10 protein-coding genes, 1 tRNA gene, 5 pseudogenes and 1 riboswitch are annotated in these 12,687 nt (G+C 59.5%); of the genes and pseudogenes, 6 read left to right on the forward strand and 10 right to left on the reverse strand.

The window, feature by feature from the left end:
- Positions 1–43: 43 nt before the first annotated feature.
- A riboswitch (glycine riboswitch) is annotated at positions 44–147 on the reverse strand.
- A 275-nt stretch (positions 148–422) separates the two neighbouring features.
- Positions 423–2,567: a UvrD-helicase domain-containing protein gene (locus tag RBRH_RS00620; RefSeq protein ID WP_013433927.1), complete on the reverse strand. Its 2,145-nt coding sequence runs from the start codon at positions 2,565–2,567 to the stop codon at positions 423–425.
- Between the two features lie 161 nt (positions 2,568–2,728).
- Positions 2,729–3,349 carry a c-type cytochrome gene (locus RBRH_RS00625; protein ID WP_013433928.1) on the reverse strand — a complete coding sequence of 207 codons (621 nt, stop codon included), beginning with the start codon at positions 3,347–3,349 and terminating at the stop codon, positions 2,729–2,731.
- Between the two features lie 282 nt (positions 3,350–3,631).
- On the opposite strand from RBRH_RS00625, the gene RBRH_RS00630 reads away from it, so the two are divergent.
- A tRNA-Arg gene (locus RBRH_RS00630) sits at positions 3,632–3,707 on the forward strand.
- 53 nt (positions 3,708–3,760) lie between these two features.
- Here RBRH_RS00630 and RBRH_RS21220 read toward each other — a convergent pair.
- Together RBRH_RS21220 and RBRH_RS21225 are read right to left on the reverse strand one after the other, a co-directional pair.
- Positions 3,761–4,004: pseudogene (locus RBRH_RS21220) on the reverse strand (tyrosine-type recombinase/integrase); the annotation flags it as partial.
- Positions 3,985–4,038: pseudogene (locus RBRH_RS21225) on the reverse strand (hypothetical protein); the annotation flags it as partial. The pseudogenes RBRH_RS21225 and RBRH_RS21220, both read right to left, overlap by 20 nt.
- A 256-nt stretch (positions 4,039–4,294) precedes the next feature.
- Here RBRH_RS21225 and RBRH_RS16870 point away from each other — a divergent pair.
- From RBRH_RS16870 to RBRH_RS00650, 5 genes and pseudogenes are all read left to right on the forward strand, one after another.
- A pseudogene (locus RBRH_RS16870) lies at positions 4,295–4,616 on the forward strand (type II toxin-antitoxin system RelE/ParE family toxin).
- Positions 4,597–4,932: a helix-turn-helix domain-containing protein gene (locus tag RBRH_RS00635; RefSeq protein ID WP_013433931.1), complete on the forward strand. Its 336-nt coding sequence runs from the start codon at positions 4,597–4,599 to the stop codon at positions 4,930–4,932. The pseudogene RBRH_RS16870 and the gene RBRH_RS00635 overlap by 20 nt, the downstream one beginning before the upstream one ends.
- 278 nt (positions 4,933–5,210) lie before the next feature.
- Positions 5,211–5,492, forward strand: coding sequence for a type II toxin-antitoxin system TacA family antitoxin (locus tag RBRH_RS00640; protein ID WP_041752945.1), 282 nt, complete (start codon positions 5,211–5,213; stop codon positions 5,490–5,492).
- Positions 5,489–5,998 carry a GNAT family N-acetyltransferase gene (locus RBRH_RS00645; RefSeq protein ID WP_013433933.1) on the forward strand — a complete coding sequence of 170 codons (510 nt, stop codon included), beginning with the start codon at positions 5,489–5,491 and terminating at the stop codon, positions 5,996–5,998. The genes RBRH_RS00640 and RBRH_RS00645 overlap by 4 nt, the downstream gene beginning before the upstream one ends.
- Positions 5,999–6,066: 68 nt before the next feature.
- Positions 6,067–6,264: pseudogene (locus RBRH_RS00650) on the forward strand (ATP-binding protein); the annotation flags it as partial.
- A 267-nt stretch (positions 6,265–6,531) separates the two neighbouring features.
- Here the strand turns inward: RBRH_RS00650 and RBRH_RS00655 are convergent.
- The 6 genes and pseudogenes from RBRH_RS00655 to RBRH_RS00675 all read right to left on the reverse strand — a co-directional run bounded on the left by RBRH_RS00655 (position 6,532) and on the right by RBRH_RS00675 (position 12,422).
- Entirely contained in the window at positions 6,532–7,662 is a 1,131-nt protein-coding gene (locus tag RBRH_RS00655; RefSeq protein WP_083813410.1) for a tyrosine-type recombinase/integrase, read from the reverse strand.
- A 65-nt stretch (positions 7,663–7,727) separates the two neighbouring features.
- Positions 7,728–7,865 (reverse strand): annotated as a pseudogene (locus RBRH_RS20870) (helix-turn-helix domain-containing protein); the annotation flags it as partial.
- A gap of 158 nt (positions 7,866–8,023) precedes the next feature.
- Positions 8,024–8,230: a hypothetical protein gene (locus tag RBRH_RS19580; RefSeq protein ID WP_162145540.1), complete on the reverse strand. Its 207-nt coding sequence runs from the start codon at positions 8,228–8,230 to the stop codon at positions 8,024–8,026.
- Positions 8,231–8,457: 227 nt separating this feature from the next.
- The gene (locus RBRH_RS00665; protein ID WP_013433937.1) at positions 8,458–11,253 is read right to left on the reverse strand and encodes a toprim domain-containing protein; all 2,796 of its coding nucleotides are present in this window, start codon (positions 11,251–11,253) and stop codon (positions 8,458–8,460) included.
- Positions 11,254–11,874: 621 nt separating this feature from the next.
- Complete coding sequence (locus tag RBRH_RS00670) at positions 11,875–12,093, reverse strand: hypothetical protein (protein ID WP_041752948.1); 219 nt, start codon at positions 12,091–12,093, stop codon at positions 11,875–11,877.
- A 74-nt stretch (positions 12,094–12,167) separates the two neighbouring features.
- Positions 12,168–12,422, reverse strand: coding sequence for an Ogr/Delta-like zinc finger protein (locus tag RBRH_RS00675; RefSeq protein WP_013433939.1), 255 nt, complete (start codon positions 12,420–12,422; stop codon positions 12,168–12,170).
- Between the last annotated feature and the right edge of the window lie 265 nt (positions 12,423–12,687).

The following is a 12,687-nucleotide window of genomic DNA, read 5'->3' on the forward strand; positions in this document are numbered from 1 at the left end:
CGCGCCGACGGGCGGCGCGGCGCGCGACGACGAGTCGGCGGTCCGGCGCGCACGGTCCTTTTGCCTGAGAGTTTGTGGGTTGCCCCTTCGGCGGCACCGGCTTGTGATTCGTCGCACCAAGCCGGCACGCTCTCCCGGCGCGCGTGGCGATTGTGCGCGACGCGCGCCGCTGTGTCAATCAGCCCAATCGCGCCACAACGTCATCAACACGGTCATCACGACCGGGCCGATGAACCATCCAGCAAGCCGAAGGTTGACGCGCTGCCGAGGATACCGAGGCCGCATCACAGGCGCTGACCGGCAGCGGTGCATGGAGCGTCTGGCCGGCATAGCCCTATCCAATCAGACCGACACGAAGCTGCGGCATGGCATCCCCTCTTTTCTTCAATGCGGACGTGATGCGCGGCGTGACGTGACGGTGTTCAGCCTGGCTGTTTCTGCAGCAGCGCCTTCAGGCTCGCTAGCCGGTCCTTGGGGGTCATCGGTGCTTCATCCGGCGTGGGAGGTGGCGCATCGTCCAGACGCATTTCCGCAATGAAGCGGGACGGCTCGCACACGAGCGTCTCCCTCGCGCGCTTTCGCTTCTTGCAATAGTTCAGATGCAGGCTGCGCTGTGCGCGCGTGATTGCGACATACATCAGGCGGCGCTCTTCCTCGATCCGCGCGTCGTCGATCGGCTCATCATCGGCGCCACCGCGGTGCGGAAGAATGCCTTCCTCGACGCCCACCAAAAACACGTGCGGATACTCGAGGCCCTTCGACGCATGGACGGTGGACAAGCGTACCGCGTCCGGATCCTCGTCCTTGCCATCGAGCATTGACATCAGCGCGACGGTCTGAATTAAACCCAGCAGGTTCTTGCCGGTATCGGCCAGTCCGTCCGCATTCTCGTAGCCGTATGCGTGTTGTTCGTCATCGTCATCGTCGTCGGCGTCCTCGCCGCGCGGCGTGCCGGATCCACCGAGCGTGGCGTCGCGCTCCGGTTTCGTGCCCTTCTTCTTGAGCCATTCGAGGAACTCGAGCACGTTTGTCCACTTAGTCTGCGCCTGGCGCTCGTCGAATGCGTCATACAGGTACGCTTCGTAATGGATGGCTTCCATCAAATCATCCAGCAGCGTCGTTGCCGGGTCGGTGCCGGCCCGTGCCGCGATGCGCTGAATGAAATCGCAGAATACCCGCAATGGCTCGACCTGACGCGGCGATAGCCGCGCCTCGATGCCGCCCATATAGACTGCCTCGAACAGCGACACCTTCGCCTGGCCGGCAAACGAACCGAGTGCTTCCAGCGTCGTGTTGCCCACGCCGCGGCGCGGCGTGGTAATCGCGCGGATGAACGCCGGATCGTCGTCGTGGTTAGCGATCAGCCGAAGATAGGCGCAGATGTCCTTGATTTCAGCGCGATCGAAGAATGACTGTCCGCCTGACAGCACGTACGGGATACGCTCGCGGCGCAGCACCTGCTCGAAGATCCGGGCCTGGAAGTTGCCCCGGTATAGGATCGCATAATCGCGGAATTGTGTGCGGCGCTCGAACTTGTGCGCCGACAGACGGAACACCACCGATTCTGCCTCGTGCTCCTCGTCATTGCATGGCGTCACGGTAATGGTGTCACCCATGCCATGCTCGGACCACAGCTTCTTTTCGAACAGCTTCGGGTTTTGCGCGATCACGCTATTCGCGGCGTTCAGGATGCGCACCGTCGAGCGGTAGTTTTGCTCGAGTTTGATGACCTTCAGACGGGGAAAGTCCACTTGCAATTGCGCAAGGTTCTCCAATGTCGCGCCGCGCCAGCCGTAGATCGCCTGGTCATCGTCGCCGACTGCCGTGAACGCCGCGCGCGGGCCAGCGAGCAGCTTCAGCAGCTCGTACTGGCACGTGTTGGTGTCCTGGTATTCGTCCACCAGCAGGTAGCGCAGCCGATTCTGCCATTTGTCGCGCACCGGTTCATTGTCGCGGAACAATTCCGTGGGCAGCCGAATCAAGTCATCGAAGTCTACCGCCTGATACGCGTGCAGTGTCGCCGCGTAATGGCGGAACACGATTGCCGCCTGCATCTCGTCCTCGTTCTGCGCGAGCACACTGGCCTGTTCCGGCGTGACCATGCCGTTTTTCCACAGCGAGATGATTGACTGGATCCTGCGAATCAGACCCTTGTCCGTCGTGCCGATCTGCTCCTGGATCATGGCGAAGCAATCGTCCGCGTCCATGATCGAGAATTGCGGCTTCAAGCCGACATGGGCCGCTTCCTGACGCAGGATCTGCACGCCCAGTGAATGGAATGTGCATACCGTCAGCTGATTGACGGGCACTTTGCGGCCTTCCTTGCCGGGCGTCGTCAGCGTTTTGCCCTCGAGCAGCTTGCCGACCCGTTCGCGCATTTCGGCTGCCGCCTTGTTCGTGAAGGTGACTGCTGCAATGTGACGTGGCTCAAAGCCTTTTGCCTCGATCAGATGGGCGATCTTCTGCGTGATGACACGCGTTTTGCCGCTGCCGGCGCCGGCGAGCACGAGGCAGGGGCCGTCGAGATAGGTGACGGCGGCACTTTGCGCGGGATTTAGGCCATACATGGGGTGTAGCGGAGGGCGACGACGCGCGCTGCACAGATGCGTCGCGTCGAACGATGTGGTTCGCTGGGATCGGGGATGCTAACACAGCGGCGCGTCGCGGGCAGCCGACGCGTCGCATGGGCCCGGCGATGGACTGGCTGCGTCGCTCAGTGCCGATCCGGCTACTTGACTGTGCTTACCATATAGTCGACGGCCGCCTTCACGTCGGCATCAGAAGCATTCGAGCCACCTTTGGGCGGCATCGCGCCTTTGCCGTGCAGCGCGTAGTGGTAGACAGTGTCCATCGACTCCTTTAGCCGTGGTGCCCAGGCCGCCTTGTCACCGAGCTTCGGTGCGCCGGCTACGCCGGCAGCATGGCACGCTTGGCAGACCTGTTGGTACAGCGCCTTGCCGGCTTGCGCGGCGTCCGCGCTCGCGGACGTGGCGGCGCTGCCAGGCGGCGGTGCGGAAGGAATCGCTGCGATTGCGGCTGCGGCGGCTTGCGTGCTGTTGCTACTTATTACCGCTGCGGATGGCGTTGCAGCGGCCGAGGCTAGCGCCGCGGCCAATGTGTCGGGCGCGCCTTGGCCTTGATCTGGGCGGACCTCCACGCGAGCGACGGGGGCGATACGGCGGGAAACCTGCTCGTGCGACAAACCGTCGGTGCCAGCACCGGTGCGGGTGGCGTTGTCCACATAATGGACGAGCAACGCAATGACGATGATCGGGAGCGCAAAACTGGCAATGACCAGCGCGATGAGCTGCTTCGGATTCTTGATCGGGGCTTCGTGTGCTTCGCTCATGCTGTCTCGTCTCTCTAATAATGGATTCGGTAAAGCGTGGTAGCGAACGATAGGGCCTACCAGAATGACTGCTGATAACAACTGTCGATCGATTATAGACGCAAAGAAACGGGGTGTGACGGCGCTTCCCGCGCGCTTAAGCGCGCCTTGACCAGGAATCAGTGCAGGACCGCAATGGCCGGGGCAGGCATTCCCGCGTATCGGATAGACGATGCAGTCGAGTTGCGCTATACTTTTAGACTGCTTTGGCGTCCGCTTTCCTCGGATGCCTTTCAAGGCGATGCGCCCGTAGCTCAATGGATAGAGTACTGCCCTCCGAAGGCAGGGGTTGCTGGTTCGATCCCAGCCGGGCGCGCCAAGCTGGACAACGGTTTTCGGCGATTCCCTCCCGCCGGGTTACTCCCGGTGTAGCTAAAATACAGCTAACTTTCGTTCGTCGTAGAGCTTCTTAAGCGGCGTCACCCATTGCATCAAGTGGTCGGCATGACAGGTGCGCGTACCGCTGCACCATCTCCATCGTTTCCCATCCGCCCAATTCCTCCAGCACGTGCAACGACGTGCCGCGCTGCACGTGCCAACTCGCCCAGGCGTGCCGTAAGTCGTTTTTCAAAAATATAAGTACGCACGGCCTCTTCAATGAAACGGGAAAGCTTGCCCTTGCGGCGGCCGCCTTGCAATGCAAGGAACATGCGCGCGGACTAACCCGTGTCCGGCGACACGGCGATGTTCCAGCAAACCGTGTTCGTGAATGGTTTGTCACACACGTTTTGCCTTTCTCAAGGCGGCAATCCCGACTCTCGCGCAGTGACATCGCCAAATAATTGTTTGGCGACTTCTGCTCTGTAAGGCGCAGTGCTTGCCATTTTACCTGAACAGGTATAAATTGTTTCCATGTCTGACAAAGAAAAACCGCTTGGATGAATCGCGAGCAGCTACAAGGATCTGATGGCGTTGCCACCCGAGGTGCGCAGGCGTTTCGGTTATGCGCTGTCGTTGGCGCAGAGGGGCGATCAAGATGACGCTGTAAAAGTGCTCAAAGGTCTCGGCGGCGCCGGCGTGCTAGAGGTAGTCGAGGATGATGCTGGCGGCACGTACCGGGCCGTCTACACGGTGAATTGCGGAAGCGGTGTTCGTCCTACATTGCTTTCAGAAGAAGAGCAAGAGCGGGATCTCCACGCCGAAGGCAGACATCGACATCATTCGCGCTCGGCTGAAAGTAGCCGAAGCATGGGCACGGGAGCTACGAAATGCAAAAACGAATCATTAAAGGCGTCGAGGTTCAGCGCAGTTCAGGCAACGTCTTTGCCGACCTTGGACTGCCCGATGCCGAAAAGCTTAAGATCAAGACCGGCCTGGTGGTCGAGATCAGGAAGGCAATGCGCGCCCTCGGGCTGACACAACAAGAGGCGGCCAAACGCATGGGCGTGCCGCAACCGAAAGTGTCAGGAATGATGCGTGGTGACTTTACCAATCTGTCTGAGCGCAAGCTGATGGACTGTTTGAACCGCCTCGGCTATGACATCGAAATAAAGGTGCGGCCGGCGGCCGAGCCGGTCGGGCATCTGACGCTCGCGCTCGCTTGACCCAGTGCCACCCAATGGGTGCCTGCATTACCGATGAAGCGTGGGGCAAACTGCCCCACAAGGATGTCGAGACAACTTCACGACTGACCTGTCCACCGGCCATCGTTCAGCTGCGTTGCATCGACAGTAACGCTTCGCGCTCGGCTTCACTCAGATTCATTTTGCCCAGGCACTATTAGCCTCGGTGCGATTCAATTGGCTCAATGGGCTAGTCAACTCACATAAGAGATGGATTTGTACGGCAAATTGCCGTATCATTGTCTCAGGAGGATAATACGATGCCCGCAGCTATCTCTACCGCCCGTCTCGAAGCCCGGATCAGTACCGATTTACATTCGATGCTTAAGCGCGCCGCTGAGCTTCAGGGACGTACCATGACGGACTTCGTTGTGTCTGCCGTCCAGGACGCCGCACAACGCGCCATCGAGCAAGCCGAAGTCATCCGCCTGTCCTTGGCCGATCAAGAGTGCTTTGCCCAAGCGCTGCTGTCACCGCCGCAACCATCGCCCGCTTTGAAACGCGCTTTTTCCCGTCGCAATAAACTTTTGCGCGCCGAATGAGCGACGCACCGTTCCGACTCGCGCCGCTGGATGTCACCTATGATCGGGCCGCGTTCAATAGTGGCTCGGACCCGCTAGACCGTTATCTACGGGAGCAAGTCAGCCAGGACGTTCGCCGCCGTATGGCAGCCTGTTTTGTGGCCTTAGCGGATAAAAATCGTATTGCAGGCTACTACACATTGGCATCGGCAAGCCTGCTGCTGGCCGATCTTCCAGCCAGTATCAGCAAGAAGTTGCCACGCTATCCGACCGTGCCCGCCGTTCGCATGGGCCGCTTGGCTGTCGATCGGGAATTTAAGGGGCGAGGCTTAGGGGGGGCGTTACTGGCCGACGCGCTCGACCGTGCCGCACGCTCGGAGATTGCCGCCTATGCTTTGATGGTGGATGCCAAGGACAAGGCGGTAGCTGCCTTCTACCGACATCACAGCTTCATTGCTTTGCCCGATTCGCCGCTTACCCTGTTTCTGCCGCTGGCAACCGTCCAGTTTTCCCGAACTAATCCTTGAAAACTCGGTACAAGGCAGACAAGCAAACATTGCTTCCCAAAATCCCTCAATAGATACTGCACACGTTCGCGCTCGGGCATGGACACGCGGTACTGTTTACCACCGCCGGCAACATGCTGGGCGAGCTTGCGGCGCTCGATAGCGGTTCAACGCTGCGCCGACGCTTGCGTCGCTATGCTGCGTCCGACGTTCTTGTGATTGATGAGGTCGGCTACCTCTCGTACTCGAATCGCCATGCCGATCTGCTGTTTGAGCTAGTGACGCGGCATCAACTGCCGATGGCGGTCATCAACGAGGCATTGCGCAGCTAGGTCGCCGACCTCTGTTTAAATTAGCTGGCGATCTGGGCGACCAGGTTTCCTATATGATGACCAAGCTGGAAGAGATTCAGAACACGCTGTCAAAGCTAACTTAACGGCGCTGTACTCAGACAGCTTGTGCTACGGTGAATTAGCCGGCGACGAATAATGGGCTGGTGGATCGCCATCGCGGGGCAGACGCAGAGGAGCAAGACGCCATTGACCGCCACGCAGTCATGTTGACGACGCAGGCATTGACTGCCACGTCGCTATTGTCGGTTCAATCGGTCCAGTTGTTCCTGTCGGTTCGTCGTGTAGCTTCGTGAGCGGCGTCACCCATTGCATCAGGTGGTCGGCCGACAGGTGCGCGTAGCGCTGCACCATCTCCAGCGTTTGCCATCCGCCCAATTCCTTCAGCACCTGCAACGGCGTGCCACGCTGCACGTGCCAACTCGCCCAGGTATGCCGCAAGTCGTGCCAGCGGAAGTCGCGGATGCCGGCGCGCTTGAGCGCTTTTTTCCACGCCGCTGTAGCTGTCTGACGCACCGGCGCACCTTGGTACACAAACACGCTTTCAACATGTTCAACCTTGCGCTTTTTCGGTAACTGGCGTTGCAACACCGCGACCGCCGTGTCGGATAGCGGCACGGTAATGGCCTTGCGCGCCTTCGCCTGGTCCGGATGAATCCACGCGACACGACGCACAAGGTCAATCTGCGGCCACTGTAATCCCGTGACATTGGCGCGGCGCAGTCCCGTTTCGAGACTGAACTGTGCCATGTCCGCGAGATGTTCCGGCAGCTCGGCGAGTAGCCGGTCGGCTTCAGCAGCGGTGAGCCATCGAATGCGTTTCGACACTAACTTGACGGGCTTGCGAACCGGCGCGCGGTCCAGCCAACCGCGCTCGACGGCGGCATTCAATACAGCGACGAGTACGCCGATGACTCGCCGCACGGTGCCTTCGCTCACCGTGCGGCCCGTCGCCTGCTCGCCGTAACGCGTGCGGATGACACGCGGTTCTTGGCGCTTAATGCGCGCGATCGCATCGATTCGCTCGCGATCGATGTCAACCAAACGTACACCAGACAAGTGCTTGTCAAGCCAGCGCAGGTGTGTTTTGGTCGTTTCGATGCTCGCCATGCCTTCGCGATCGGCAACGTACTCCAATACTGCCTCGTTCCACGTATAGTGCGGCCTGTGACCGAGTTTGACGCGATCCCACAGGCTCGCCTTCAAGCGGTCGTGGAATTCCTGGGCTTTGGCTTTGTCGCGGGTGCCAGTGCTGCCCTGTAACGGCTTTCCGCCTCCAGGCGGGTATAGCTTGTAGTACCAATTGGGACTTCTATCTCGTTTGTAGAGCGACATTTTTCCACTTCTCCGTGACGATCGCTCTGCACAACCCGTGGCATCCATTCTCCGGCAAGGTAGTGCTGCAACGCAATCGTCGAAAACATCCATCGCTTGCCAACCTTGCGGCCCGGCAACTCGCCTGCCTTCGCTTTCAGGCGCACGGTCTCAGGATGCGCGCCAAGTAGGGCTGCGGCTTGCACCAGATCTATCGTTTTCATCCGCTACTCTCCAAAATGGTCTAGGGTGGGGAACCCACGCAGCGTACACGTGGATCCATGGGTAAGCTTGGGTCATGTCAGTAAATTTTTGATTTAAAAGGAATTGTTCGCCATCCGATGCCATGAATTACGCATATGTGACGGGTGGAACGCATGGCCTAAAAAATAGGCAGCGTCGGGAAATGGTGGCAAAGCACGCCTGACTCGTGGCGCGCCTGGGCGGCTAGTGCCTTTTCTTTGCACGCTTGTTTTTTCTTTTCTATCAATAATTTAAAGAAAAAGAAGAAAAAAGACAGCGGGTCAGCCGTCCCAAACGGACTCGTGGCAAAACGCGCATCATTGATGGCAAACACGGGGCAACTCATGGTGTCAATCCCTTCAAGAATCAATGGGTTACGTTCACCAACGTCTAACATCCACGATTGATTGACGTTGGCGGCATGGCCCAGCGCGTGTCGGCTTGCCTGTCCGGGACGACGTGCGTGAACGGTTCGTACAGGCACGACAGTGGCCGGGCCGCTGGCCACTCTGCCGCCAGCCACCGTGCGTGCCGACAAAACGCGGCGCGAGTCGTGTGATTGGGTAGCGCATGTCATGTGCGGCTGCGCTGTTCCACTGCGTCGGTCGCGAGATCTTCGTGCACCGAGACATGCAGACCGAAGCCGGCTAGCCGCTCAAGCGACACCGGTGTCAGATACGGTACGCGGCGCATGTAGATGCGTCGCTCCACTTCCTTTTCGCCGACCACGACGCCTGCGTGTTGCAATTGGCGTTTAAACACCCGGTCCGACTTCACCGGCAGGCTGTTCCATTTCTCGCGCAAGCTGCTGGTGTGCGCAATGTGATCCATCGCATGGCCCGTGCGCAGCAACAGACACAATTGGCCATCGACTACGTCGAACGTGTACGGATGCTTGTAGTGGCCGCCATCAATTTCGGACAGCACCGTTTCCATAATCCAGATCCACGGTTCGCGATCAGTGCTTGTTTCGGCGACATGGTGGTTCATCTCGGCAATCAGGTCGTGCTCGAACGCGCCTTCGCTGCGGTCCATCCCGGCGAATTCACACAGGTAGCGCCAAGCGAGCAGAAGCGCCGCGTAGTTGCCAGCCATGCGCAATGCGCCGTCGTCGGCGCCACTCGCGCGACTGGTGGCGAGCGCAAGCTCGCGCACCGCGCGATACTGTTCCAGTACGTCGCGTCGATTGAGGCCAGCGAGGCATTCGAGCCACTGACGCACCGGGAAGCGAGGCAGATCGTCGGGCAGCATGGGGCCTTTCTTGCCGGTCAGCGTCGTGCGCACAAGCTTGCCGAGCAGACTGCGCACGGGCACATCTTCACCGGCCAGCATCACGGGCGCACACAGCAGGTATTCGGTCATGTCCGAACCGCGGCGCGTGACGGTGTATTGGTAATTCTCTTGCAGCAACCCGACAGCTTTATTAATCACGTCCTGGCCGCGCGCGGAGATTTCTTCCCATCCGACCGGGTGGCTGGTGTAGCTGATGCTCGTGAGCAGCCGAAATTCCGTTTGCAGGCTCTGTCCGGAGAACATCGTGAACGCCAGCGTGCGTTCGAGCCGCTTGATCAGCGTCGATTTACCCGCGCCCTTGTCGGCCTGCACCGTCATGTGTGGCCAAAAGCCGAGCAGCGCCTTCAGGTGGCCGCCCAGCGCCCAGACGAGCGCCATGGCAGCGGCGTTCTGCTTGAATGTGTGCTGATAGGCGGCAATCACACGACGTGCATCGCTCGCAGGCCCGGACGGGAACGTCAGATTATGATACGGACACTGCTTGTCGGCGTCCGTAAAATAACAGTCTGGTCCTTCGTTGACGATCAGACGGCCGTTTTGCCACGCGAGCCCAACAAAATTGGCCGCCTGGCGTGCGCCGAGATCCGCGCCGCGCTCGAGAATGTTGACCATGCGTTTGAACGGGGCTGGCGCCCAAATCGGTCCGAATTTGGCCCACTGGTCGGTGTTATGCAGTTGGCCATCCAGCATCACGCGGCGGATCAGTGTCGCGCCGTGACGCGGCGCCTGCACCGATACGGCAAAGTACACCGTGGGTGCTTGGTCGGGATCGCCCGTCATCGTCGAATTGGCGCTGGCGACGCACACGCGCGAGATGCCGGCAATGCGAAACCCGCACAAGTCGGTCATCACCGGCGTCTCGACACCGCTCTCTTCATGACGCTCCATTTTCGCGATATAGCTTGTGAAGTCAGGGCGCACGCGAAAGCGCCAGTATTGTGCGAAGTCGTGCGACGGCAGGAAGACGCGCGCACGGCCGCGGCGGCTGTCATCGCCGGGCAGACCGGCGATGAGCCACGGTTCGTACTGCTCGAGCGCGCGCTGTAGCTCGCGCGGACCGCGCAGCTGTAAGTAATCGTTGACGTCATTAATTGGCTTTTGCTCCGTCTCCCCGTCGGCGAGATCCGCGAGCCATTGACGCTGATCGACGAGCACGGCACTGATGTTTAACGCGGTGAGGCGTTCATACAGCGCCCACGCGGCCTCCGGACCGGGGCGCTGGCCGGCGCGTGGGTGGTCGCTCGGGAATGGCTCATCGTTGTCCAGGCAAATCACGATTTGCTTGCCGCGCAAGAAGGCAAAGTCGATCCGGTCAACGTTGGCGAGCCCGCGTAGCGCGAAGGCGGCGGTGCCCGGTATGTCGCAGGTGTCGATCGACAGGGCATTGATTGCGCTCTCAACGACGATTACGCGCTTGGCCCGGTCGAGCTTGCGCGCATCGGCCGTCCAACCGTAGCCAGACTTGTCACCTTGCGTTTGTGCCTTGACGTGGCCGTTCAAAGCCGGATCAGCGTAACGCATATCCACGGCCACGATGTGGCGCTCGTCCGGGGCCCGGACAATGAACGCGGCGGCCGGCCCACCGTGGCCTACTTCGCCGGCTGGAATCTTGGCGCTTGTCCAGTCATTGAAGCCAAGCGTGCGGGCGCTGATGGCCGCCGTCATCGCGGCATCTGAAATGCCACGACGACCCAAGTATTCGCGCACACGCTCGCGTGCACTCAAGCAGCGCTCGGCGATGTATTCAACGCTCGACTTCTCGCGACGCTCCAACTGGGCTGGCCGCTCAATGGGAATCGCATAAGCGTCGTGCAGGTAGCGAATGGCATCGGCCACGCTGCCGCCACGCGCGTGCATCACCAGATCCACGCAGGAGCCACCGACGTTGGCGCTATGGTCACGCCAGCCCGTGCCGTATTTGGCGTGGTTGACGTAAATGGACAGTGACGGGTTCTTGTCCTCGTGCAACGGCGAGTGATACAGTGCCTTGTCACCGCCGTGGCCGCGTTTGAGCCCGAGCCGATTGGCAAGGTCGTGTAAATCAATCAGTCGTTTCAATTCGTCAAGTGATGCCATCGTTACGCGTGTTGCTCAGGTTCAGGCAAAGGGGTATCGCGCGCATGGCCAATCGTTGGCGCGCAAAATGACAGCGCTTAGCGCGCAGCTGGCTGGCGATACGCGTGTTGGTCAATGGCCTGGCACGGTGACATATCTCACAAGCGTGCGTTAGCGTGCCAAACTGACCTGATCGCAATCGACGCCAACGGTGCTAGCCGCTACAGCGATCGCGGTGTGCCGTTCGTCCTTTGTCATCCCTTCATGTCGGAGTCTTCCCAAAGTTGTTCTTCACTCAATGGCAGCCGTTGCACGTCCCGCTCCACCGTGACGCGGCCCTTATTGCGTCATTGAATCCGTGACAAGCGTGCATGTGTTGGTGCTCAATGTTCACAGCCGTGCTTGTGATGGCGGTGTTATGTCTTAGGTCGCTCGCCGTGGCACAGCGACGGTGAGCCGGATGACGATGCGTTCCTGTCATCGTGCGCAGGCCTGTTAGTCGTTGACAATTTCGCGAGGCTCAGCAACGCCATTTGAGATGGTTAGCATTACCTTGAAACATCATGGCTGGACAATACTTTTACAATGTTTAGTACTTCTTCATAAATTAGAAGAAAAAAAGCAAATCAGCCATTGACCTCTTTAGTGGAGGATCCTGAGGTCAGGCGCGAGTAACGGCATATCGGCTGTGATATCCCAGTGACAGCACAGCCCGTAGCCGAGCCGGCGGGCAATGCCGACGAACACAAATGGATCGACATCGGCGCTCCAAAGCTTGTGTAGATATTCACAGCGCTTTTCCATTGGCAACGATGCGGGATCAAATGGCATCACAAGTGGGGTAGCAGCCAGGGTCGCCATGCAAACTCCTTTTTTGGGCAAAGAAAGCCCCTCGCACCCTATAGGGGCGATACGAGGGGAACTGGAGACAGTGTTTAAATCGAGACGGGTAGCTTAAGTTGCTGCGCCAGGCGCTCGCGCACGTGTGATGACAGCGGCAAGCTCAGCGACAAGTCCGGCATCGCGGAGGGCGACAAAGTGCGCGCAAACTCCATATTGACGATATACGTGTGGCCGCAATCGGGGTTATCGCACTGGTAGGTCACTTCGCGAAACGTCAGCGACATTTCACGGCTGCTGCGCGCTTTGGCGCGTGTACGGCAATGTGGACAACGGTTCAGTGTTCGCATTTCGTCTCACTCGATACGAGATACAGGGTGCGCTCGTGCCCATGGCTAAAAACATGTTTTAGCTTGGCAGACATGCGTGCGACTCGACTCATGGGCCAGTGTTAGGAACGGAAGACCCAGGGTCGTCTTGAACGTGACGCTTGCCAATGCAAATCAATTCGCGCGCCATGCTGGAGATTGAACGGTGACGTGCTGCTGCGATCTGCTCAAGCTCCGCGCGCTCAAGAGGCGTGAGCCCTACGTACACGGATGTACCCGACAATGC

Origin of the sequence: Mycetohabitans rhizoxinica HKI 454, from assembly GCF_000198775.1 — a bacterium.
GTDB classification, from domain to species: Bacteria; Pseudomonadota; Gammaproteobacteria; order Burkholderiales; family Burkholderiaceae; genus Mycetohabitans; species Mycetohabitans rhizoxinica.